We start from the raw sequence: 21,702 nt of genomic DNA on the forward strand, positions 1-21,702 counted from the left end.
TTCGCCATGCCGGTCAGATCGCTGGTCTAGCCCGCGGCCCGCGCGTTCCCGCGCGGAGCGAAGAATTTTCGGACTGCCACCGACCGGCCGGACGCATTCGGCGCAGCCCGTCTCCGTCGCACCGCACGAAGGCGGCAGAACCTTCGAACATCGGAAATTGCCTGGGCTGTCACCGCCGTCGTGGGTTCGGTCGCGCGCTCCGGCGCGATTGCCGATACCGGCGCGGGGGTTCGGGGCTTGGTCGGCCACGGCTGGCCGGGCACGCCCTTGACGTCGCGCTCGTACTTCGTGAACCAGGGTTCCGCCATCACTCCTCCTCAACTCGGGATCGCGACGAGATTCGGCCGCACTCGGCCATTCCTCACTGTGCTCCGACCGCCAGGTCCCCCGCACTCGACGACGAGTCTTTGCCCCCAGAGCGTGCAAACTGCTGGCGCGCGGGCAGCACACCCGGCGGCGCGAGTCGGTCGGCTGCTAATCCCAGGACTCGTCTATGTCGAGCGCCCTGGCGGGGCAAGCGTCCACGGCCTCCCGCGCTGCCGCTTGACCGCTGTGCGATTTCGGGGCGAGCAACCGCACCCTGCCGTCGTTCTCGTCTTGATCGAAGAAGTCCGGCGCGACCAGCGCGCACATGCCCGCGCCGATACAGCGCTCCCGATCCGCAGAGATTCGCATCCTCGTGTCTCCTTTCGGCACAGTCTTATCGGGCCGCTTCCGTCCAGCTGACCGGCAATTCGTGGACGCCGTAGATATTCATGTCGGTCTTGAGCTTCACCTCATCGGCGGGGATGGCGAGCTCGAGGGTCGGGAAGCGACGCAGCAGTCCCTCGAAACCGGCGCGCATTTCGATGCGGGCCAGTTGCTGGCCGAGACAGGTGTGGATGCCGTGGCCGAAGGACAGGTGACCGCGGGCCTTGCGGTGCAGGTCCAGGGTGTCGGGGTGATCGAAGCGCTTGGGGTCGTGGTTGGCGGCCAGCAGGGAGACGACGACGGTCGACCCCTTACCGATTGTTTCGCCGCCGAGTTCGATGTCCTCGGTGGCGTAGCGGTAGAAGATGTCGGCGATGGACAGGTAGCGCAGGAGTTCCTCGACGGCATCGGGCAGCAGATCCGGGTCGGCGCGCAGTTCGGCCAGCTGCTCGGGGTGTTCCAGCAGCGCGAAGGTGCCCAGGGCCAGCATGTTCGCGGTGGTCTCGTGGCCCGCGAGCAGCAGCAGGAAGGCGACGCCGGTCAGTTCCTCGATGCTGAGGTCATCGTCGCGGGCCAGGTCGGACAAGATGTCTTCGCCGGGGGCGGCGCGCTTGCTCATGACCAATTCGGCCAGGTACGTGGTCATCGCGCCGTATGCGGCCATCTTCTCGTCCAGGTCCGGGTTCTTGACCAGGAACTTGGCGGAGTTGTCCTGGAAGGTCGCCCGATCCGCGTAGGGGACGCCGAGCAGTTCGCAGATCACCAGCGACGGCACCGGCAGCGCGAACTCCTGGACCAGATCGACCGGTGGGGTCAGCCGCGCCATCTCGTCCAGTTGCCGCTCGACGATGTCGATGATGTGCTCTTCGAGCTGCCGCATGCGTCTGACGGTGAAGGCGCCGGTGAGCTTGCGCCGCAACCGGGTGTGGTCCGGTGGGTCCATGGCGATGAACAAGCCCGGAATCTGCGGGGACGGCTCGGTGGCGACGGGCATATCGGGAGTGTTGTCCAGCGCGTGAACGATGCCGATGTCCTGGCGGGAGCTGAACCGGGTGTCGGCCATGAGCTGGCGGACCGCGTCGTAGCCGGTGACCAGCCAGCCCTCGTGACCGTCGGGGAAGACCAGGGGGCTGACCGGGCGAGCCTCGCGGAGCCGGGTGATCTGCCGGGGCGGGTCGAAGGGACTCGCGTCGCGCTCGGTCGGCAGGCCGTGCGGGATGGGAACCGTTTGACTCATCGGATTTCCTTTCGTTGCGGTTGTTGCGGCAACAGTCGCCGACGGACCTGACACCGGACTGTCACGCCGCTGACATCGACCGCCGCCTGAACTGGCCAGGGGCGATGCACCGCATCGGCGGTCGCCGGGCCCGTCATCGCCCATGGCAAACTCGGCCAGGTGCAGATCGGGATTCTTGGACCATTCGAAATTCGCACCGACGACGGCGTTTTCGCCGACGTGCCGGGCGCGCGGCTGCGCGGGCTGTTGGTCGCCCTCGCACTCGAATCAGGTCACGCGGTCCCGAAGGCGACGCTCATCGACTGGATCTGGGGTGAGCAACCGCCCGCCGACGCGGCGAATGCCTTGCACCGCTTGGTTTCCCGGTTGCGCAAGGCGCTGCCGGACGGGTTGGTCGAGGGGCAGACCGACGGCTACCGGTTGACCGTGGACCCCGACGCGGTCGACGCTGTGCGGTTCGAACGCCTCGTCACCCAGGCCCGTAATGACGAGGGCCCACGGCGGGTCGGGCGGCTGCGCGAAGCTCTCGGATTGTGGCGCGGCGCGGCATTGCAGGATGTCGGCCTCCAGGACAGCGGGGCGTTCGACGCGGTGGTCACCCGGCTCGAGGGGCTGCGCCTGACCGCCATGGAGGATCGGTTCGACGCGGAGATCAGCCTCGGCCACGGGGCGGAGCTGGTCACCGAACTGACCGACTTGGTGGCCGCGCATCCGGTGCGCGAACGGCTGGTCGCCGCGTTGATGCGGGCCCTCGTCGCGACCGGACGCGACACCGACGCGCTGCGGGTGTACGAGCGCACGCGAGAAGCCCTGGCCGACGAGCTGGGCGTCGATCCCTCTTCGGAGCTGTCGGATTTGCACGTCGCGCTGCTGAGGGGCGAGTTGGGACGACGGGAGGAGAACCGGACAACCAACTTGCGGGCCGAGCTCACCAGCTTCGTCGGCAAGGGCGGCGATGTCGCCGCGGTCCGCGAACTCATCGCCGAACATCGGCTCACCACCCTGATCGGGCCGGGCGGTTCGGGAAAGACCAGGTTGGCCACGGAAACCGCGCGCACGCTGCTCGGCGACCTGCCGGAGGGGGCGTGGCTGGTCGAACTCGCGCCCCTCGGCGCCGACGGTGGCAAGGGCGGCGGGAACAACATCGCACAAGCGACGCTGGCCGCGCTCAGCCTGCGGGACGCGCTGCTCGGCGAGGCACCGGACGCGGAACCGACGGAGCGGGTCATTGCCGCGGTCCGCGATCGGGCGGTATTGCTGATTCTGGACAACTGCGAGCACGTGATCGAGTCCGCGGCGGCATTCGCGCATCGAGTGCTCGGCGAGTGCAGGCAGCTGCGGATCCTCGCGACGAGCCGGGAACCCCTCGGCATCACCGGTGAGGCACTGTGGCCGGTCGCGCCGCTGGCCTTGCCGAAGGAGGACGCCGAGCCCGACGAGATCGAAGCCGCTCCGGCCATCCAGCTGCTGCGGGATCGCGCGGGCGCGGTGCGCAAGGACCTCGCGACCGATGCCGACACCTTGGCGACGATGGTGCGCGTCTGCCGGGCGCTGGACGGCATGCCGCTGGCCATCGAACTCGCCGCGGCCAGGTTACGCACCATGTCCCTCGATCAACTCGCCCACCGGCTAGATGATCGGTTCCGCCTGCTGACCGGCGGTAGCCGTACCGCGCTGCCGCGGCACAAGACGCTGCGGGCGCTGATCGACTGGAGCTGGGAGCTGCTCACCGATGCCGAACGGGTTGTCCTGCGCAGGCTTTCGGTGTTCTCCGGGGGCGCGAGCCTGGAAGCGGCCGAACGGGTCTGCGCCAGCGATGCGGTCGAGGCGGGTCAGGTACTCGAGTTGCTGACCGCGCTGACCGAGAAGTCACTGGTGGTCACCACGGAGGACCGGGCGCCGCGCTACCGGATGCTCGGCACGATCAAGGAGTACGCCGAGCACCGTCTCGCGGAGGCGGGGGAAGCGGACCTGGCGCGTCGTGCGCATCTCGCGTATTTCACCGAACTCGCCGACACCGCGGAGCCGCATCTGCGACGCGCCGAGCAACTGGACTGGCTCGCCACGCTCGAGGCCGAGCACGACAACATCGCTGCCGCGATGCGCGGTGCGCTCGCGGCCGGTGAAGCGGACGGGGCGATGCGGCTCGCGGCGGCCGCGGGCTGGTACTGGTGGCTCGGCGGGCACAAGGCCGAGGGCAACGAGCTGGTCATGGCGGCCACTGCGCTGCCCGGCGAGGTGGCCGATGAGATCCGGGGTGTGGTGTACGCGTTCGTCGTACAGTTCCTGACCTCCGGGCAGCAGAACGACCAGTTTCAGGCGGCGGAGTGGATCCGCAAAGCTTACGAAATCAGCCTGCGTGTGCAGGACCGGCACCCGGCGCTGAAGGTCGCCGCCCCACTGGAACGCATGTTGCATGGGCCGGATGAGTTCCTGCCCGCGTGGGAAGCGCTGCTGGTCGACGAGGACCCCTGGGTACGTGCACTGGCCCGACTACATCTCGGCAAGACGCGGATTCAACTCGGCCAGGGCAGCCGGGATGCGGACACCTATCTCGAGCGGGCGCTCGCCGAGTTTCGCGCGCTCGGCGAACGGTGGGGGATTTCGTTCGCGCTGATCGAGCTGGCCAACCGAATCGCCATGCGCGGCGAATTCGCCGGTGCGTGTGCGCATTTCGAACAGGCGATCGCGGTCGTCACCGAGGTCGGTGCCATCGAGGATGTCGCGCCGATGCGGTCGCGGCAGGCCCAGTTGTACTGGCTACTGGGCGATGCGGAGTCGAGCGCGGCCGCGATGGCCGAGGCGCAGCGGGCCGCGGAACGCGTCGCCTGGCCGAATGCGCAGGCCGAGCTGGCGCTGTCGAAGGCGGAGCTGGCGCGCTGGAGCGGCGATCCAGAACAGGCACACCGGCAACTCGACGCCGCGACAGCGATGCTCGGCGACGACGCCGAGCGACCGAACGTCCGCGCGGTGATCGAAGACCTGCTCGGCTACCTGGCCGAGGATCGCGACGAGGCCAGGAAGCACCGCGTCGCGGCTTTCCAGGCGGCGTCGGAGGCCGGACATGCACCGCTGATCGCGCGGGTGCTCGTCGGGATCGCGGACCTGGCACTGCGTGACGAACAATACGAACAAGCCGTGCGGCTGGTCGCGGCGAGCTCCGGCGTACTCGGTCTGCCGGATCGTTCCCAGCCGGACGTGGCCCGGATCGAGCAGTCCGCGCAGAACCGCCTCGGCGAAACCGGGTTCGCCGAGGCGGTTCGAGAAGGGACGCAGGCCGATTGGAATCAGTTGGTCGCGGTCACGCTCGCTTCGTGAACGTGGAACGGGCCCACAGGTATCCGACGACAGCGATCCCGACGCACCAGGCGATGGCGGCGATCGCGTCGCCCGCGGCCGGTGCGCCGCTGAGCAACCCGCGCATGGTTTCGATGATCGGCGTGAAGGGCTGGTATTCCGCGAACTGCCGCAGGCCCGGACCCATCTTCTCCGCCGGTACGATCGCGCTGCTGAAGAACGGCAGCATGACCAGCGGCACGGAGGCCAGACCCGCCGTTTCCGGAGACTTCGCCGCCAAACCCAGGGCGACCGTGAGCCAACCGGCCGCGCAGCCGAGCAGCACGATGATGCCTGCCACGCCGAGCCAATCGAGGAAACCCGCCGCCGGGTCGAAACCCAGCAGGAAGGCCACTCCGATGAGGGCCGCGATGGCGACCAGGTTGGTCAGCACACTGGCGACGACGTGACCGGTCAACACCGCGCCACGGGACACGTCCATGACCTTGAACCGGTTGATGATGCCCTTCGTCATGTCCGAGTTCACCGACGTCGCCGTGGCTCCCAGCCCGTAACAGACGGCCAACAGCATCAGTCCCGGCGTCGCGTAGTCGATGTAGTCGACGCCGACGTCGAAAGCGTCGCCGAACATGTACACGAACATCAACATGATGATGATCGGCATCAGGACCGCGTTGAACACCGAAGTCGGGTTCCGGGCAATGTGTTTGAAGTTGCGGCGCAACATCACCGTCGAAGGGGACTTGCTCATTTCGCGACTACCTCCGTGGTGTGGCCCGTCAGGGCGAGGAAAACGTCATCGAGGTCAGGGGTGTGCACCGAGAACTCCTCGGCGGTGAGTGCGTACTCGTCGAGCCTGTCCAGCAGGGCCCGCAGCGATTTCGTGCCGCCATCGCTGGGCACCCGCAGGATCAGGGCCTCGTCGTCCCGCGTGGCGTCGGGGAACAGCGGCGCGGCCGCGTCGAGTTCGGCGACGTCGGCGAACCGGAGCCGGACATGCGTGCCCGGGATCTGGCGCTTGAGGTCGTCGGGAGTGCCCTGCGCGACCAGCCGACCCTGGTCGAGTACCGCGATGCGGTCGGCGAGCTGATCTGCTTCCTCGAGGTACTGGGTGGTGAGGAAGATGGTCACGCCGTCGGCCACCAGGTCGCGGACGATCGACCACATCGTGCGACGGCTGCGCGGGTCGAGTCCCGTCGTCGGCTCGTCCAGGAAGATGATCCGCGGGTTGCCGACGAGCGTCATCGCCAGGTCGAGCTTGCGGCGCATACCGCCGGAGTAGGTCGATGCGGGCTTGCGCGCCGCCGCCACCAGATCGAAGCGTTCCAGCAGCTCCGCGACAGTCCGCTTGCCGTCCTCGACCCCGGTGAGGTCCACCATCAGCTGCAGGTTCTCCTGCCCGGTCAGTAGCTCGTCCACCGCGGCGAATTGACCGGTCACCCCGATCGCCGCGCGCACCGCCTCGGCCTCGGTGGCCACGTCGTGGCCGGCGACATATACCGATCCGCCGTCGGCCTTCATCAACGTGCTCAGCACGTTCACCGTCGTCGTCTTACCCGCTCCATTCGGACCGAGCAGGGAAAAGACCGTACCCGCGGGAACATTCAGATCGATGCCGTCGAGCACGACCTTGTCCCCATACGTCTTCCTCAGCCCGGAAACCGTGATCGCTGAATTTCTCATGCGATGAGCATCGGCGTCCGGCCTGACACACCCCCGTCACGCTCCTGACACGGCTCCCGACACATCGTTCTAGCTCGTTGGACCAGGTCAGGGCGCTGCGCGGCCTACTGGCGACTGCGCGTCACCGCCATATCGACACCGACCGGCTCGGGCTCGAGCAGGCACAACCGCCGTTTCGGCGCGCGGCGACGGCACGCCGGAGGCCGCGTCAGCACGGTGACGGTCCGGTGTCAGGACAGCGGGCGATCGTAGTTTCCGTCGAACACCACACCAGAGACGAGGAACCATGAACAACCGATCCGCACAAGCGATCACGGCGACCACCGGGCCGGATCGCCCGGAGTTGCAGCAGGCCATCGAGGAGATCGTCGATTCCGGTTTCGTCGGGTTGACGCTGCGCGTGCACGATGAGCGGGGCGAGTGGGTCGGCAGCGCCGGGGTGAGCAAGCTGGGTGAGAGCGCCCCGCCGCCGATCGATGGACACGTCCGGATCGGCAGCAACACCAAGACCTTTACCGCGACGCTGGTCCTGCAACTGGTAGCCGAGGGCACGATCGGGCTGGACACGCCGGTGGCCGACTATCTGCCCGAATTCGAGCTGGACGAGCGGATCACGGTGCGGATGCTGCTGCGGCACACCAGCGGGATATTCAACTTCACCGGTGAGGTCTACGCCGACGGGACGGTCGTTCCGGGGATCCCCTGGTCCGGCCAGGAGTGGGTGGACAACCGGTTCAAGACTTATCAGCCCGAGGAACTCGTGCGGTTCGCGTTGGCCGAGCCGGTCCGGTTCGAGCCCGGCACGGGTTGGAGCTACTCCAACACCAATTACGTGTTGGCCCGGCTGTTGATCGAGAAGGTCACCGGCCGCTCGGCCGCCGAGGAGACGCAGCGGCTGATCCTGGGGCCGCTCGGAATGTCGGGCACCCTCGTGCCGGGCACCTCGACCGAGATCCCCGAGCCGCACGCGCACGCCTACTACCGGTACGTGGACGACGGACAGGAGAAGACAGTCGACGTCACCAGCCAGAACCCCTCCTGGATCTCCGCCGGCGGTGACATGATCTCGACCACCGCGGACCTGCACACCTTCATCTCCGCACTGGTGAGCGGCAAGCTTCTGCCTGCCCCGCTGCTGGCCGAGATGTGCACCCCGCACCCGACGGGCATCCCGAACATGGACTACGGGCTGGGAGTTTTCGTCGTGCAGACGGACGGCGGCACCGTCATCTCGCACAACGGCGGCCACGGTGGGCATGCGGCGCTGATGTACAGCACGCCCGACGGTAGTAAGACGCTGACCGCCTCGCTGAATTATGTGGACGATGCCGAACTGTCCGGGGCCGCGGCGTTCCAGCAGGCGACGCAGCGTCTGGTCGAAGAGGTGTTCTGTGGCGGGCAGGCCGCAGCTGAGCCGACCAGCTAGTTCATCGGCGGGGTCCGTTGAACCCGCCGCTCATGAAGGAGTACGGCCATGCCCACATTCGAGACCCCCGAACCGATCACTGTCACCGTCGACGTGCTCTCGGGCAATGTCCGGGTCATCGCGTCCGACCGCACCGACACCGTCGTCGAGGTCCGGCCGACCGACGCATCCAAGAAGGCCGACGTGCGCGCCGCTACCCAGACCCGGGTCGATTACGCCGTCGGCACCCTGACCGTGAAAGCACCGAGAGAATGGCGGACCTACACCCCCTTCGGCGGAAACCCGTCGATCGAAGTGACCATCGAGGTGCCTACCGACTCTCGCCTGAAAGCCACCGTCGGCGCGGGCCGATTGCAGGGCACCGGCGAACTCGGCGAGTGCGACCTGGAGATAGCGGCCGGCGACATCACCGTCGAACGCCCCCGCGGTTCGGTGACCGCGAAAGCCGCCAAAGGCGACATCCGCATCGGCGAAGCCGCCCGCGGCGTGCTCCGGCTGGAGACAGCCATGGGCGAGTTGGCGGTAGGTATCCGTCCGGGCAGCGCGGCGCGGCTGGAAACGAACACCTCCGTCGGCACCGTCCAGAACCTGATGGAACCGGTCGACCGGCCGCACGACACCGCCGAAACCGTCCACGTGTACGCCCGTAGCTCGTTCGGCAACATCATCATCGGGCACAGCACGGCCGCCTGACCCCCACCAACACCACGGCACCCGCCCCGGGCCTGCCCGCACCAGCGGCAGCATCCCGGGGCCTACCCGTCAGCAGTCGCGCCTGAGGCTTCGGCACCTCGACGCACCGTCCTCACGAATATGAACGGCCGACAACTCGACTCACGCTCAGTTCCGAACACCCTGCGAACGCGAACAGGCCGCTCCGCTATGCACCAATGCCACCGTCCCCCACCCGATGAACACCGAACCCCATGCCGTGACACGCACGGAATCCGCACCACCTCAGAAGCTTCCGACCGCACCTACGCACGAGCCACTCGCTCGTGCTGCCGCACACCCAAAGAGCGCAGGACCACGACACCCGCACAGGCAACAGCTGCTGCGCCAACGAGATACGGCAGCCGCAACGACACCGACAGCAACCCGGTCCCCAGCAATGGCCCGGCCACATATCCGAACGAAGCTGCCCCGAACGATAAACCAGCAACACTCCCCTGCTTATCTATTGTCACCGCATTGGACAGCGCCGCTTGGAGACCGGGAAAAAGCAAGGCGACCCCGCCACCCACCAAGATCTGTGAAATAGCGAGTCTGGTCAGCGTCACCGACCATGTCGCTATCAGCACGAAGCCCACTACTGCGAGAAAACTTCCGCAGGACACTGCCACAACGGGTCCTGGCTTGAAAAACTGGATGAGGCCGAGCTGCGTGACCATCATCGTCGCGGCAAGGACGGCCACCACAATGCCCGTCTGGTGAATCGCTTCGGTCGCCGTCAGCTCGAATTTGTCCTGCACAAAGAACGCTAAACTTTGTTGAAGAGACGAAAACGCGGCGTACACAAGAACCGTCCCGACCAGTGGCAGGAGCACACGTTGGTCGGTCATCCTGATCGATGACATCCGAGCATCCACTGCGCGGGCGGCCGGGACATCCTTCTTGATGCTCACCGCACCCAGCAACGTGGCGACCAGAGCCAGGGCGGAAGCGGCGAACAGTGGCACCAGTAGGCCGAAGGTCGCCAGGCCGGAGCCCAGCAACGGCCCGAGCGCCGAGCCAATGCCGTTGCACGCCGCCATCAACGCCATCCCCGACGCCCGCGACGCTTCCGGCGTGTTCTTTGCGATATACGCCATCGCCGCAGGATGAATGCCCGCAGTCATCAACGCATACAACGACCTCACCGACAGCAGAACGGTGAGAACCAAGAGCGGCGAGAGCGAGTACCAAAGGCCCGCACCAAGTGTTGCCGCGAACACCACTGAGCCGACCGTGTAGCTCACCATCCCCACCAAATACACCGTCCGACTGCCATAGCGATCAATGAGGCGACCCCACAATGGCGACGCGATTGTCAACACCAGCGCCGTCAACGAAACAATGGCACCCGTCTGCAACTCACTTATCCCTATTTGCCGCGCCGCAGGCCCGAGCACCGTATACAGCACAGTCTGCCCCAACCCGATCATAATCAACCCCATCGCCAACGCGATGGACGTCAATCGACCCGTACCAGCAGGCTCCAAAGAGTGGTCAGCGGACCCGCTGAGTTCGAACGCCTTCTGCATACCACTCCCTGCATGTGAATCTGACATGACGTTCTCGGGCCACGCACGAATCAGCAGCTCCCGCCGCCGGCCAACACGGACCCAAATCCTTTACATTTCAGCGGCACGCACGGACGAACAACGCTGCTAGCCCGGCGCACAGCAATCCTCAAATGGCAGCGTGAGCGCATCGTTGCGTGCTTGTCGTAGTCCAGCGGCTCGCCACGCAGAACCGAAGTTGTCTCGAGGTCGCCGAAATTCATCCTTCTTGGCCACGACTATCTCCCCAAATAGAAAGCCCGACCGACAATGAAGGGCGAGCAAGTGCTTTGTTGCTGGTGAGCCCATTCCGGGCCTAGTGGTGAAACTTCTCAGCGAGCAGCTACAAGATTGGAGCTGGACAAGACGCCGTCGACCCCCCCCCCCCCCCCACATCCAGTTCTACTGAAACACAACATTTTTCGAGGTGTAAGCAAGTTCGCTACCAAAGTGATCTAGGTCACTCTTCTGCTGTTTTTGGCATTTTGCCCCGACCCCGTGAGTCACAAACGGAGCGAAAGTCGTTGAGCCGCAATGGACAACGCTCGACTCGGCAAGAGCGATGCAGTGGCGGGTCTGGCGTTGCGGTCGCCACCACGCCCGCCATCACACTCACCCCGACGGTCCGACGGGCCCGGTCTGGTGCTAGCGGTAAACAGCGACGGGTAACCCCGAATACGCCACCCGCTATGGCCATCACCGCGTGCCATCAGCTCCAGAAAGCTCGTCCAATTGACCGATGACCGGTCAAACTCTCTTACCGAACGGGGGCGCCCCGAACCCCGATCCCCACAGTGCCTGTGTGGTGCGCTCTACCAATTGCGCCATGGCCGTGCGGGTGAGGCTGGTTGTCTCCCGACGTGGCAGCCCGCAAGTCCCTCCCCTCCCAGCCGACCTTGCCGCGAAGGGTCGAAATGCACTGTCAGCGACCGCAGGTGGACGAGGATGACGTGACAACAACCTTCACTGCGGCGCCCGGGGTGCGGATTTCGAGGACAACGACCCACGAAATAGCTACTGTCCGAGGGTATTACGAGGGCCAGGTTCGACTCGGCCACTCGAGGACGGAGAGCGTGTTGAGATCCACCAGATGGACAGCATTACTGGCGGCCGTGGTATTGGCGACCGGACTGGGCCTGACGGCCTGTACGTCCGACGGAGGTGATGCGGCGAAGGACGTGGTCACCGTCAATGGCGGTGAGCCGCAACATCCTCTCATTCCGACGAATACTAACGAGAACCAGGGCGGTCGCGTGGTCGACCGCTTGTTCGCCGGGCTGAAGTACTACGACCCCGACGGCAAAGCCCACAACGAGGTGGCGCAGTCGATCGAGTCGACCGATCGGCGGCACTATCGGATCACCCTCCAGCCGGACTGGAAGTTCACCGACGGCTCCCCGGTGACGGCGAAGTCGTTCGTCGACGCGTGGAATTACGGTGCGCTGAGCACCAATGCGCAACTGCAGAGCTGGATCTTCGCCTCGATCGTCGGCTACGACGAGGTATCGGTGGATCCGCCGAAGGCGCAGACGATGTCGGGGCTGAAGGTGATCGACGATCGCACGTTCACGGTCGATCTCACCCGCCCATCGATCGATTTCGAGCTCTCGCTGGGGTTCACGCCGTTCTTTCCGCTGCCCGAGGTGGCGTACCGGGACATGAAGGCGTTCGGCGAGAACCCGATCGGCAACGGCCCGTACAAGTTTGCCAGTCCGGACGCCTGGCAACACAACGTGCAGATCGATCTCGTGCCGAATCCTGATTACCGCGGCAAGCGTCCGGCGAAAAACAACGGGCTGCGGTTCGTGATGTACGCGACCTACGACACCGCCTACGCGGATCTGCTGGCCGGCAACCTCGACCTACTCGACACCATTCCCGACAACGCGCTGACCAGTTTCAAAAACGATCTCGGCGACCGCGCCATCCAGAAGAAGACCGCACGATACGAGCACATCGGATTCCAGCCCACCGTGCCGCATTTCGGCGGCGAGGAAGGCGTGCTGCGCCGCAAGGCGATCTCGCTGGCCATCAACCGGCCGCAGATCGCCGAAACCATCTGGCACGGCACCAAGGCCCCCGCGCGGGACTTCACCTCAGCCAGCCTGCCCGGTTTCCACGACAATCTCCCCGGAGTGGAACTGCTGACGTACAACCCGGACGAGGCCCGGAAGCTGTGGGACCAGGCCAACGCCATCGCCCCGTGGACGGGTCGCCTCGAGATCGCCTACAACTCCGACGGCGGCCACCAGGCCTGGATCGAGGCGGTCGCCAACAGCGTCAAGAACACCCTCGGCATCGAGGCGATCGGCGCACCGTATCCGACGTTCAAGCCGTTGCGCGACGCGATCACCAGCAAGTCCATCCGCACCGCGTTCCGTAACGCCTGGCAGGGTGACTACCCGACGATGCTGAACTTCCTTATGCCGCAGTATCTCTCCGATTCGGCAAGCAACGACATCGGCTACGTCAACCCCGAATTCGACAAGCTCATCGCCGCCGCGCTGGCCGCGCCCACACCGGAGGAGTCCTACGCACACATCGCAAAGGCGCAGGCCATCCTGTTCCAGGACATGCCCGACGTTCCGGTGTTCAACGACAACAACAACGCCGGGCATTCAGACAAGGTGCGACAGGCGAAGCTGACCTGGAACGGCCTTTTCGCCTACGAGGCTGTCGAAAAGTAGTCACCGGTTGAGATTCGGTGGGCCCGCTGGTTCAGACGGTCGAACTGCTCCCGCGGGCAGCTGGGCAGTTCGGCCTGGCGCACCGAGCGGGCGCGCTGTGCGATGGTGTGACCGCGATGGCGCCGCAGTCAGCACAGTCGAACATCTGGTTGGCGTGGGTGCGCCGGGGTGGGGCGATGCCGTAGAAGTTGACCGGTGTTTCGGTGCCGCCGGGATCGATCATTTGGCGCTGCCTCCGGCCCGAAAGCACCCGGGTAAGAGTTCACTTGGGGCGAACCGATGAATTCGCCTATTTCTCAGCGCTGTTTGTTCATGCTGGTGAAAGGTTCTCGGTTCGCCGCGCGGGCCGCGTCGAGTTCGTGGTCGAGTTCTTCGAGTCTGCCGGTGAGCTCGACAACTTTCTGTTCGAGCATGGTGATGCGGCACTGGAGTTGGTCGATGTCGATGCCACCTCGCCCATTCACGCGGTCCATCTCACGCCATTCCGGGCGCAGCCCGGCCAGGTTCGTGGTGAGGAAGTAGGTGATCCCGCCGGCGAGCAGCACCGGCACAAGTCCGACGTAAGCCACCGCCGCCCCAGCGATCAGTCCACCGAGAGGAATACCGGCCCAGGCCAGCGAGTCACCGAGCGCGCCGACCCGGCCCAGCATCCGGCGCGGCACCCGCTCGAAAAGGACCGCTCCCAGCACCGGGTTGAGGAAGCCCGCACCTAATCCACTGATGGCGAACACGGCCAATACCGCGCCCATCGGCGCATCGGTGGCGAGGATCAGAAATTTCGGGGCCCCGGCCAACAGAAATCCGGTGAAGAGCACCATTCGGCGCCGTAGCTTGTGCGCGGCCACCGCAGCAATCAGGCTCCCAGTAACCGCCGAAGCGCCCATGACGCTGACTAGGAGGCCGATTGCGGTCGGCCCGTTGCCGGACTCTTTGGCCCAGACAGGCATGAGCACCATGATGAATCCCGCATCCAACAGGTTGGTGATCCCGACCATGATGATGACCGTGAGCAGCAGCGGCTGGCCCCGCAGGAAACCGAATCCCTCCCCGAATTGTCGCCAGTAACCCGGTCCTGGTGCCTCGGCCTGCGAGGGGCCCAGTTCTGCTCCGTGCCCCATACCGCGAGGTAGCGCGAGTCCGACGATCACCGATCCGAGCGCAAAGCAGACCGCGTTGGCGACAAGTCCGGTCAGGGGGCCGAGCAGCGCCACAAGCGTGCCGCCGATGGCCGGGCCAATAGTGGAGGCGAGCCGCTCGGTCATGCCGGACAAACCCATGGCCCGCTCCAGCGGCACCCGGCCGCGCTCGGCCGCCTCCGGGACCATCACCTCCTTGGCCAGGTCGCCGGGACCGCGGGCCGCGCCGATCAGCGCGACCAGCACCAGCAGGAGCGGAAAGGAAAGCAAGCCCAAGGATTGGAACAGAGGTACTGCGGCGGCGGCTGCCGCGCTGGCAAGGTCGGTGATCCAGGAAACGATCCGCGGGCCGATCCGGTCTACCAATGGCCCGGTGAACGCCTTGACCACCACGTAGGGAGTCATCTCGCAGAAAACGACCAGCCCGGTCTGGGTGGCGCTGCCCGTCGTGACCAGCACGAACCAGGGCAAGGCGATGGCCGAGACCCGAGTGCCGGTAAGCGACACCGCGATGGCCGCCAATACCCCGACCAGCGGCCGCAAGGCCCGCCTGCCGGGTAGGCCATCGACCCCCGGAGCATCCTCCGTCACGGCGCCTCCGTTCCTGGCGCTTTCTCAGGACTGGAATGGATCTCGGACGTGGCGGGCGCATCCAGTTCAGGCAGCAGGTGCGTAATGATGCCGACTCGCTTGGCCCCGTCGGGCGCACTCGCCAATGCCTCCGGCGTATCTCTGCGATAGCGGGCAATGACTGTCTGTAATTCCAACCCCAGCGCAGCGGTCTCCTCCGGTGTGAGCCGCAGGGACCAGTCGCTCATATCGAAGGTGTCCCGCCACGCACGAGGCATCGTCTGAAGCTCGTTCAGCGTCCGCTGCGTGCGAAGAGTGTGGATGGCGGCGATGGACTGGAAGTAGGCAAAGGCGGCTTCGGGCTCCCGCTCGGCCAGCCCGGGGTCGTTGAACTCCGTCATCTGATGCACCGACCGCCACCAACGCTCTCGCGCATTGCCGCGCTCGGTGTCCTCCTCGACGAAACCTGCCGCGCCGAGCTGACGCAGGTGATAGCTGGCAGTGCCGGAATGCACACCCAACCGTTCGGCAAGGCGGGTAGCCGTCGACGGACCGTACTTCCGCAGGAGTCCGACCAACTGCAAACGCACCGGGTGCGCCAGGGCCCGCAGCCCCTTGGCATCCAGAACAACCACGCCTGCTTCGGATTTCGGGCCATCCAGCCTCTGGCTTGGGTCAGTCATATGACGCACTCTAAACCCCCAAGAGTTCTTCGCAAAGAGTTCTTCGCGAAGAACTCTTGGGGATCGGGGTCGTCGGCGGCCGTCATCTTTTCATCGGTCACAGGTCGAGGAGTTGGACGCCGGGGTTTTATGTCTGCGGTACGTTGGGGTCGATCTGGGCGTGGGCGGTCTGCTGCGCCGCACCCACTGTCACCAGACCCACTGCGCCGCTGAGGTTTTGGGCGACCGCCGAACAACCTCGTCCTTGTCATCGCACATCACATCCCCGTTCGTCGCGAGAATCCCCAATTGCGCTGACCTATTGAGGGCACCGACGAGCGGGGTGATGTAGTGCTCGATCACCACCCCGGGCATTGCTAACCGGGCATCGACGTCAGCATAAGGAGGACCCCGCCAACGGCGGGGCCCTCCTTTGCTCTGTCAGAAGCGGTTTCGGAGTCCGGCGCGGATAACGCTGTCGCGGGCCTTGGCCTTGGCCAGGTCATACCGATTTTTCATCGAACTGACGGTCACGCCGAGTTCGTCGGCTACTTCCTGGTTGCTGTATCCCGCCATCCTGCGGGAACCTGTTTCTCGGCGAACGACATCGTGCTGATCACCGTGGTCAGGTATTTGCTCGGAATCCGATGTTCATCGCTGACACAACGGTGGGAAGTCCGTCGGAAGCCGAGTTGCATTGTCGCAGCTAGCGGGAAAGGTGTTGCCTCCGAAATGCGGGATTCCCGTGTCCCCTTCAGATTGCTTCCTTCCAAGCGCGCACAGTACAGCCGGGTTCTGTGAAGATTCGTGTTGTCCTTGAAGTGGGTATTGGAGGCGTTGGCCGAGACAAGGACCGCGCCCGCAAGGTTGACGTTCACGAATACTGCATTGCTGATGTTGGCAGACAACAGCGACGACCCCGCGAGGTTTACTCCCTGCACCTCAGCGGCCGTCAGGTTGGCGCCCCCAGGTCGGTCGAGGGGAGTTCGCCTGTCGTCAACCGTAAGCCGATCAGGCATGTCTCACGCAGGTCGAGCACGAGTGGCGAGCTCGACCTGTCGCGCGGCATCCGAGCGAGAACCGTCACCGTAGTGGTCACATCGGGGCGTGGACCGAACCTCCCAACAGGCGGTACCACACAGTCGTCGGTGAGCGGTGCCCGGGCACGCACGAACGCGGCCAACATTTCGGTCACGGTCTGTCTGGCGTCGGGGCTTCATTCGCCAGCCGCTCCAGAATGTAGATCCCCGCCATCCGTACCTCAGGCAGCTCCGCTCCCAGTCGCTCGGCGGCTTTCGACAGGCTTTCGGTGATCGCAGCCGCCCTCGTGATCTCCAGTTGATCGTTGGTGGATTGCAGCGTCCGGGCTGTAAAGAACAACGCCGCGATGGCGGCGATGGTGGTGGCGACCGCGGTGATCTGCATCCATCCCGGCCACACCGTCACGCGATGAAATGCCGCCTTCACGCGTTGAAAGTGGGTTGGCGTGCCGTCGTGCTCGCGGTCCGGATCACCCGTCGGCGGAACCGATGGCGGCGCAGGTTCGGAATCCGGTGGCGGTGCCGTGAAGAACAACGCCGAGATAGCGGCGATGATGGCGACGACGATGGCGACGATGGCAGTGATCTGCATCCAGCTCAACCTCAGAGTCACCCGATGAAACACCGTCAATATCCGTTGAAAACGAGTCGGCGCGGCCTCGGATTCGCGGTCCGAATCGGGCGGCGGCGCAGGTCCGAATCCCGGTGCCGAGGGCCCGGGAGCAGGGTCCGGCAGACTGCCATAGGTCACGAGCGTTCCTCCTGGGCGATCTCATGAGAAGTGAAAGCTCGACCGCGTTGGCCAGAATGTTGGCGTATCCGGCCAGCGCCGAACGGGAACTGCCGGGTGAGCCCGCGGCCACAACTCCCGCCCGGATTCGCCAGACTCACATCGGATCTCGCGGCCGCACCCTCAGCAGCACCCGTCATAGCATTCAGGTTGGCACCAAACTGCTCGCATTGCCCGCGTGTCGTGAAGTCGTCATCAATAGAGCTGCCGCCTTTCCTGGTGACGGGCATCGGCCTGTGCGCACGCCCGTCGGGAACCCGATGTAGTCGGCGGATTCGCTGCATCACGGCGTTCGCCTTAACTGTGGTGTCTCATGAGGTTGGTTCCACGGGCACGAGATGAGGGAGAGAAGCGGCGCCTTCACCGATCGTCCCCAGAACTCCTCGACCTGACCGCAGTCGAATCCGGGCATGGGCCTGTCGCGGAATGCCGTCAGCCGTTTGACGGCGCGAAATCGGCTTCTACGACGAGTTGCCCACCGAGAAACTGGTGGTCGACACGGTCTCCATCTGGATGGAGCCCCGCCTAGGGCGCAACACAGATGGGACTGTGCGATCCCACCGGATCGAGGCGCGGCTGCGAACAGCTCAGCGGATATCAGCGGCGTGGCACACTACCCAGGCCAGCAGTCTCGATACCGAAACTGACCCGGGGCAATCCATGGATCCAGACGGACCTGCAGTCATCCCGACCGAGTACGTCACTCGCCAGTCGAGCCGAATAATCGCGAACGGACACAACGACTACCGAGCCGACAGCATCACAGCGTCTGACGACGCCTTCCCGTACCCGTTTCCGGATCGGGACAATCCGATGCTGGAGTACCTGGTCCGGAAAGCTCGCGAACTGGAACAGGAGGAGGGTCAGCCTCCATACCTCTGGTTGGCCATCCATACCTGGTACGAGGGCGCGCTCCACGCGCTGGCGTCTACGCCGAATCCACCTGCCGAATAGCGGTTTACCGCGTCTCGCCCGCCGACGCAGCACAATACCATCGGAAGCCGGGGCCACGCCTTCGCCGAAACTGGAAGCGAAACCGTGGGGTAAACGTGGGTTCGATCAAATAGAACAGGTCAGGCCCGGTGCAATACCGGGCCTGAGCTGGGATTCAAGTGGACCTAATGCGACGTTACTCGAACCAGGACAGCCTAATTTCTGCCCTAGACCGCATCCTCCGAGGAACCGCAGATCAAGGCACGCGAAGCCACTCCCCCACAGCCCAACTACACGCACTGCGGCACCGCCTCACAGACGACGACAAAACCACAATCCTCGCGGACTACGAAGCCGGCGCCTCGACCAAGCATCTCGCCGCCAAGTACAGCCTCGGCCAAGGCAGCATCCTCGATATCCTTCGTACCGGCGGCGCCACCATCCGTGAGCAACGCCGCCTCACCGACGACGAAATCGCCGACGCGATCATCCGCTACCAGCACGGCGAATCACTCGCCCGCATTGGCAACCACCTCGGCGTTGCCCACACCACCATCCGTACAGCACTCCAACGACACGGCATCACACGACGCGACACACACGGACGGCCACGCTGAACACTCGATGTGTCGGTTCGCGCCCCCCAGGGCGATTCGAACAGCATCCACACATCTGTACACGGGCCGTGAACTGCTAATTTCCGCTGACGTAGCGGTGGCCCGGCGGCCCAGGGGTTGCCCGCGTGCCGAAAAAGTTCGGCAATGACTCCGCTGTACGCCTCGCTTCGTAGCTATGGGTTTGTCGTCGCAGGTTCGCATTATCGGCAGGCACACAAAACATGGGCAACCGGGAAACGCCTGGTCATCGTGGTCTCCTACCAGCTAGCTGTGGTCGATGCGGCGCTCGTCGTGCAGGTGGCGGACGGCGTCGTCCACCGATTCGGGTGACGCAGCCGATCCGATCGCTCATACGTCGCGGAAGCAGGATCTGCACACGAGCAGTCGGGGCAGAATGTCGGGGTAACGAAGAACGCCGACTCCGCGCCCGAGCCGATTGTGCATCGAAGGCCGACCCTAGCGACGGTGCGGCAGTTGTACGGAACCGCGTTCCGGTGCGGCAAGCCAGACTGTGGACGTCCGCTTTTCAAGATCGATGATGAGACCGGGGACACGATCCTCAATAGCCACGTGTCGCATATCTGCGCGCGCAGCGAAGGTGGACCGCGGTGGGACCCCCAGATGAGCGAGGCCGACAATCGCGACGCGGCCAACCTCATCCCGATGTGCCTTGAGCACGCTTTCGAAATCGACCAGACACCAGCACGGTTTCCCGTGGAGTTGCTCCACGACTGGAAGGGCCGGCAGATCGCCGAGCACCAGCGGGTGCAGAAGGGCTGGCCGCCTACCGACGACGAGGCCCAACAGGTAATCGAGGAGTCGTTCAGCACTGCAGGCTACGGATTGGCGGTCGCGGCGGCGACGAACGTTGCCGCGGCGGCGCGTGCGGTCGGGCGCCTGACGCGCACCGCGCGGCAGCAACGGGGAGCAGACGGCGGCCTCGGCGGCGTCATGGCATGCGATGCGGACTCGGTTCCAGGCGAGCATGCCAGGCTCTTGGGATGGCGAGACGGGGGAACTGCTACCACCCCCCGAACCCTCCATAGCGCAGACCGAGCCGTACAGGGCCGCGCTGTTGGAGAGCCTCCAGAAGGCACACGAAGTCCTGCGCCCGTTGCTGGTCGACCTCGTTGCCGAGTTGCACGCAGTTGAGGCCATGTCTACCAAGGTGAAGCCGTGGTGTGAGTGGGTGGAACGAGCCGCAGACGACGTGGTCGCAGCATCGGCTCAGTGGCCAGGGCCTCCTCCGCTCGCAGATGACGAGAATTTGGAGAGTGCGCTGGTCGAACTATCTAGGGCTTCGGCGGCGCTGAATGCGGTGAGACCGAGCGTCAGCTTCGCGAACACCTGGAACTACTGAACAGCGCACGCCCATGGGCCAGAGTGAAGACGCGCCCCTACGATCCGCAGCTCTACACCGATCTGATTAAGGCCACAAAGTACGCGGTGACATTGCCCAAGACGATGACGACCCTGACCTACGGGCTTGATGTGACGGCCGGGTTGGCTGGTTCCGTCGCTCGCAATGCCGATGCTGCGACCCTTGCCGCGCTCATCACTGACGCCGCTGGGGCGCAGCCTCTCGCGACGGCGGTGCAGCTGTTGCGCGAGCTGATGTTCGTAGCTGAGGAGACCAGCCGCTCGGACCTAGCCAACACCGCACAGCAGCACGCGAGTCGTCTGCTGCTCGACACCGAGTGGGCAGTTTATGAAATGTGGGTCGACAATCGCCATCACATACGTTCGCTCTTGAATCTCACAGCGTCGCTCACCTCGGACACCGAAGTGCTGGACATGGTCGAAAAGACCCTCACAGCCGACCCTTCGTTGCTCGGACCGATCTTGAAGGGTGTCAGCGAATACCGCGAACAACGCCGACTCACTGACATGAGCCAACTGATCGGGACCAAACAGGACGCAGTCTGGCGACGCACCGAAGCAAGCAACGAGTTGCGATCGCTGCTGCGTGAGTACTACCCCGCCTTCCTGGACACTTTCGCCGCTAGAACCACCAAATCAGCACCAACCTCACCAAACCCGAAGCCCGCGCCGTCCTGGCCATCGCACCCACTCCTGCCCACGCCGCCAAACTCACCAAGACCCGCATCACCACAGCACTACGCCGAGCAGGCCGCCAACGCGGTATCGATCACCTGGCCACCGACATATTCCACCGCTTGCGCGCCCCGCAACTACGCCAACCATCACTGGTGTAAAACGCTCTGGGCTACCAGGCACTCGCCTTGCTGGCCACTCTCGACGCCGCCTGCCGCGGCGCCGACGACCTCGAGCACGCCACCGCAGAACAATTCCGCAAACATCCCGACCACGACATCATCACCAGCTTTCCCGGCCTGGCCGACCTCGCCGGCGCACGAGTACTCGCCGAAATCGGCGACGACCGAGACAGATTCACAGACCCCCGAGCGTTGATGGCCTACGCCGGATCCGCGCCAGTCACCCGAGCATCCGGCAAAACCATCGTGATCACACACCGCAAAGTCAAAAACAACCGACTCGCCGCCGTCGGCTGGGTCTAGGCGTTCTCCGCAGCCGCCAACAAAGGCCCCACCCGAGACCACTACCTCAACCGCCGCGCCAGAGGCGACCGCCACCCCGCGGCCCTACGCCACCTGTTCAACAAGCTCCTCGGCCAACTGCATCACTGCCTCG

At 65.0% G+C, this 21,702-nt stretch carries 20 protein-coding genes; 9 read left to right on the forward strand and 11 right to left on the reverse strand.

Features of this window, described 5'->3' with window-relative positions:
* Positions 1-474 precede the first annotated feature (474 nt).
* Together ACFK0J_RS30865 and ACFK0J_RS30870 are read right to left on the reverse strand one after the other, a co-directional pair.
* Positions 475-675 (reverse strand): ferredoxin, encoded by a 201-nt coding sequence (locus tag ACFK0J_RS30865; protein ID WP_378733242.1) that lies wholly within the window; start codon positions 673-675, stop codon positions 475-477.
* Between the two features lie 25 nt (positions 676-700).
* Complete coding sequence (locus tag ACFK0J_RS30870; RefSeq protein WP_378733243.1) at positions 701-1,927, reverse strand: cytochrome P450; 1,227 nt, start codon at positions 1,925-1,927, stop codon at positions 701-703.
* A 159-nt stretch (positions 1,928-2,086) separates the two neighbouring features.
* Here ACFK0J_RS30870 and ACFK0J_RS30875 point away from each other — a divergent pair, with 159 nt between their 5' ends.
* Positions 2,087-5,245: a BTAD domain-containing putative transcriptional regulator gene (locus tag ACFK0J_RS30875; RefSeq protein ID WP_378733244.1), complete on the forward strand. Its 3,159-nt coding sequence runs from the start codon at positions 2,087-2,089 to the stop codon at positions 5,243-5,245.
* Here ACFK0J_RS30875 and ACFK0J_RS30880 read toward each other — a convergent pair.
* Complete coding sequence (locus tag ACFK0J_RS30880) at positions 5,229-5,975, reverse strand: ABC transporter permease (RefSeq protein ID WP_378733245.1); 747 nt, start codon at positions 5,973-5,975, stop codon at positions 5,229-5,231. The genes ACFK0J_RS30875 and ACFK0J_RS30880 overlap by 17 nt on opposite strands.
* Positions 5,972-6,907 carry an ATP-binding cassette domain-containing protein gene (locus ACFK0J_RS30885; protein WP_378733246.1) on the reverse strand — a complete coding sequence of 312 codons (936 nt, stop codon included), beginning with the start codon at positions 6,905-6,907 and terminating at the stop codon, positions 5,972-5,974. The genes ACFK0J_RS30880 and ACFK0J_RS30885 overlap by 4 nt, the downstream gene beginning before the upstream one ends.
* Positions 6,908-7,193: 286 nt before the next feature.
* Between ACFK0J_RS30885 and ACFK0J_RS30890 the strand changes: the two genes are divergently transcribed.
* Positions 7,194-8,333 carry a serine hydrolase domain-containing protein gene (locus ACFK0J_RS30890; RefSeq protein WP_378733247.1) on the forward strand — a complete coding sequence of 380 codons (1,140 nt, stop codon included), beginning with the start codon at positions 7,194-7,196 and terminating at the stop codon, positions 8,331-8,333.
* A gap of 48 nt (positions 8,334-8,381) precedes the next feature.
* Positions 8,382-9,026, forward strand: a complete 645-nt coding sequence (locus ACFK0J_RS30895) for a hypothetical protein (protein ID WP_378733248.1) — start codon at positions 8,382-8,384, stop codon at positions 9,024-9,026.
* A 284-nt stretch (positions 9,027-9,310) separates the two neighbouring features.
* Here the strand turns inward: ACFK0J_RS30895 and ACFK0J_RS30900 are convergent, their stop codons facing one another.
* Positions 9,311-10,576, reverse strand: coding sequence for an MFS transporter (locus tag ACFK0J_RS30900; RefSeq protein WP_378733249.1), 1,266 nt, complete (start codon positions 10,574-10,576; stop codon positions 9,311-9,313).
* Positions 10,577-11,670: 1,094 nt separating this feature from the next.
* Here ACFK0J_RS30900 and ACFK0J_RS30905 point away from each other — a divergent pair.
* Positions 11,671-13,281 carry an ABC transporter substrate-binding protein gene (locus ACFK0J_RS30905; protein ID WP_378733250.1) on the forward strand — a complete coding sequence of 537 codons (1,611 nt, stop codon included), beginning with the start codon at positions 11,671-11,673 and terminating at the stop codon, positions 13,279-13,281.
* A gap of 296 nt (positions 13,282-13,577) precedes the next feature.
* Here ACFK0J_RS30905 and ACFK0J_RS30910 read toward each other — a convergent pair whose 3' ends face one another.
* From ACFK0J_RS30910 to ACFK0J_RS30930, 5 genes are all read right to left on the reverse strand, one after another.
* Entirely contained in the window at positions 13,578-15,008 is a 1,431-nt protein-coding gene (locus ACFK0J_RS30910; RefSeq protein WP_378733251.1) for an MFS transporter, read from the reverse strand.
* A complete protein-coding gene (locus ACFK0J_RS30915) occupies positions 15,005-15,670 on the reverse strand; it encodes an ArsR/SmtB family transcription factor (protein ID WP_378733252.1) in 666 nt (221 codons plus the stop codon). The genes ACFK0J_RS30910 and ACFK0J_RS30915 overlap by 4 nt, the downstream gene beginning before the upstream one ends.
* 420 nt (positions 15,671-16,090) lie before the next feature.
* On the reverse strand, positions 16,091-16,282 hold the full coding sequence (locus tag ACFK0J_RS30920) for an ECF-type sigma factor (RefSeq protein ID WP_378743162.1): 192 nt from the start codon (positions 16,280-16,282) through the stop codon (positions 16,091-16,093).
* On the reverse strand, positions 16,198-16,668 hold the full coding sequence (locus ACFK0J_RS30925; RefSeq protein WP_378733253.1) for a pentapeptide repeat-containing protein: 471 nt from the start codon (positions 16,666-16,668) through the stop codon (positions 16,198-16,200). The genes ACFK0J_RS30920 and ACFK0J_RS30925 overlap by 85 nt, the downstream gene beginning before the upstream one ends.
* 172 nt (positions 16,669-16,840) lie before the next feature.
* A complete protein-coding gene (locus tag ACFK0J_RS30930; RefSeq protein WP_378733254.1) occupies positions 16,841-17,281 on the reverse strand; it encodes a hypothetical protein in 441 nt (146 codons plus the stop codon).
* Positions 17,282-18,139: 858 nt separating this feature from the next.
* Here ACFK0J_RS30930 and ACFK0J_RS30935 point away from each other — a divergent pair.
* The 3 genes from ACFK0J_RS30935 to ACFK0J_RS30945 all read left to right on the forward strand — a co-directional run bounded on the left by ACFK0J_RS30935 (position 18,140) and on the right by ACFK0J_RS30945 (position 19,359).
* Positions 18,140-18,433: a hypothetical protein gene (locus ACFK0J_RS30935; protein WP_378733255.1), complete on the forward strand. Its 294-nt coding sequence runs from the start codon at positions 18,140-18,142 to the stop codon at positions 18,431-18,433.
* 167 nt (positions 18,434-18,600) lie between these two features.
* Positions 18,601-19,029, forward strand: a complete 429-nt coding sequence (locus ACFK0J_RS30940; protein WP_378733256.1) for a helix-turn-helix domain-containing protein — start codon at positions 18,601-18,603, stop codon at positions 19,027-19,029.
* A gap of 144 nt (positions 19,030-19,173) precedes the next feature.
* Positions 19,174-19,359: a hypothetical protein gene (locus tag ACFK0J_RS30945; RefSeq protein ID WP_378733257.1), complete on the forward strand. Its 186-nt coding sequence runs from the start codon at positions 19,174-19,176 to the stop codon at positions 19,357-19,359.
* Between the two features lie 126 nt (positions 19,360-19,485).
* Here the strand turns inward: ACFK0J_RS30945 and ACFK0J_RS30950 are convergent, their stop codons facing one another.
* The gene (locus ACFK0J_RS30950; RefSeq protein ID WP_378733258.1) at positions 19,486-20,016 is read right to left on the reverse strand and encodes a hypothetical protein; all 531 of its coding nucleotides are present in this window, start codon (positions 20,014-20,016) and stop codon (positions 19,486-19,488) included.
* Positions 20,017-20,412: 396 nt separating this feature from the next.
* On the opposite strand from ACFK0J_RS30950, the gene ACFK0J_RS30955 reads away from it, so the two are divergent.
* Positions 20,413-21,462, forward strand: coding sequence for a hypothetical protein (locus ACFK0J_RS30955; protein WP_378743406.1), 1,050 nt, complete (start codon positions 20,413-20,415; stop codon positions 21,460-21,462).
* Complete coding sequence (locus ACFK0J_RS30960; RefSeq protein WP_378743164.1) at positions 21,420-21,569, forward strand: transposase; 150 nt, start codon at positions 21,420-21,422, stop codon at positions 21,567-21,569. The genes ACFK0J_RS30955 and ACFK0J_RS30960 overlap by 43 nt, the downstream gene beginning before the upstream one ends.
* Positions 21,570-21,702: the final 133 nt, after the last annotated feature.

The sequence above is a fragment of the Nocardia brasiliensis genome, assembly GCF_042691675.1.
GTDB classification, from domain to species: Bacteria; Actinomycetota; Actinomycetes; order Mycobacteriales; family Mycobacteriaceae; genus Nocardia; species Nocardia brasiliensis_D.

What these genes read in the sequence shown, in the direction of transcription:
- ACFK0J_RS30865 (WP_378733242.1), bottom strand. Translation starts at nt 675, where the DNA reads ATGCGAATCTCTGCGGATCGGGAGCGCTGTATCGGCGCGGGCATGTGC.
- ACFK0J_RS30870 (WP_378733243.1), bottom strand. Translation starts at nt 1,927, where the DNA reads ATGAGTCAAACGGTTCCCATCCCGCACGGCCTGCCGACCGAGCGCGAC.
- ACFK0J_RS30880 (WP_378733245.1), bottom strand. Translation starts at nt 5,975, where the DNA reads ATGAGCAAGTCCCCTTCGACGGTGATGTTGCGCCGCAACTTCAAACAC.
- ACFK0J_RS30885 (WP_378733246.1), bottom strand. Translation starts at nt 6,907, where the DNA reads ATGAGAAATTCAGCGATCACGGTTTCCGGGCTGAGGAAGACGTATGGG.
- ACFK0J_RS30890 (WP_378733247.1), top strand. Translation starts at nt 7,194, where the DNA reads ATGAACAACCGATCCGCACAAGCGATCACGGCGACCACCGGGCCGGAT.
- ACFK0J_RS30895 (WP_378733248.1), top strand. Translation starts at nt 8,382, where the DNA reads ATGCCCACATTCGAGACCCCCGAACCGATCACTGTCACCGTCGACGTG.
- ACFK0J_RS30900 (WP_378733249.1), bottom strand. Translation starts at nt 10,576, where the DNA reads ATGCAGAAGGCGTTCGAACTCAGCGGGTCCGCTGACCACTCTTTGGAG.
- ACFK0J_RS30915 (WP_378733252.1), bottom strand. Translation starts at nt 15,670, where the DNA reads ATGACTGACCCAAGCCAGAGGCTGGATGGCCCGAAATCCGAAGCAGGC.
- ACFK0J_RS30925 (WP_378733253.1), bottom strand. Translation starts at nt 16,668, where the DNA reads ATGCCTGATCGGCTTACGGTTGACGACAGGCGAACTCCCCTCGACCGA.
- ACFK0J_RS30930 (WP_378733254.1), bottom strand. Translation starts at nt 17,281, where the DNA reads ATGCAGATCACTGCCATCGTCGCCATCGTCGTCGCCATCATCGCCGCT.
- ACFK0J_RS30935 (WP_378733255.1), top strand. Translation starts at nt 18,140, where the DNA reads ATGGATCCAGACGGACCTGCAGTCATCCCGACCGAGTACGTCACTCGC.
- ACFK0J_RS30940 (WP_378733256.1), top strand. Translation starts at nt 18,601, where the DNA reads ATGCGACGTTACTCGAACCAGGACAGCCTAATTTCTGCCCTAGACCGC.
- ACFK0J_RS30945 (WP_378733257.1), top strand. Translation starts at nt 19,174, where the DNA reads ATGACTCCGCTGTACGCCTCGCTTCGTAGCTATGGGTTTGTCGTCGCA.
- ACFK0J_RS30950 (WP_378733258.1), bottom strand. Translation starts at nt 20,016, where the DNA reads ATGCTCGCCTGGAACCGAGTCCGCATCGCATGCCATGACGCCGCCGAG.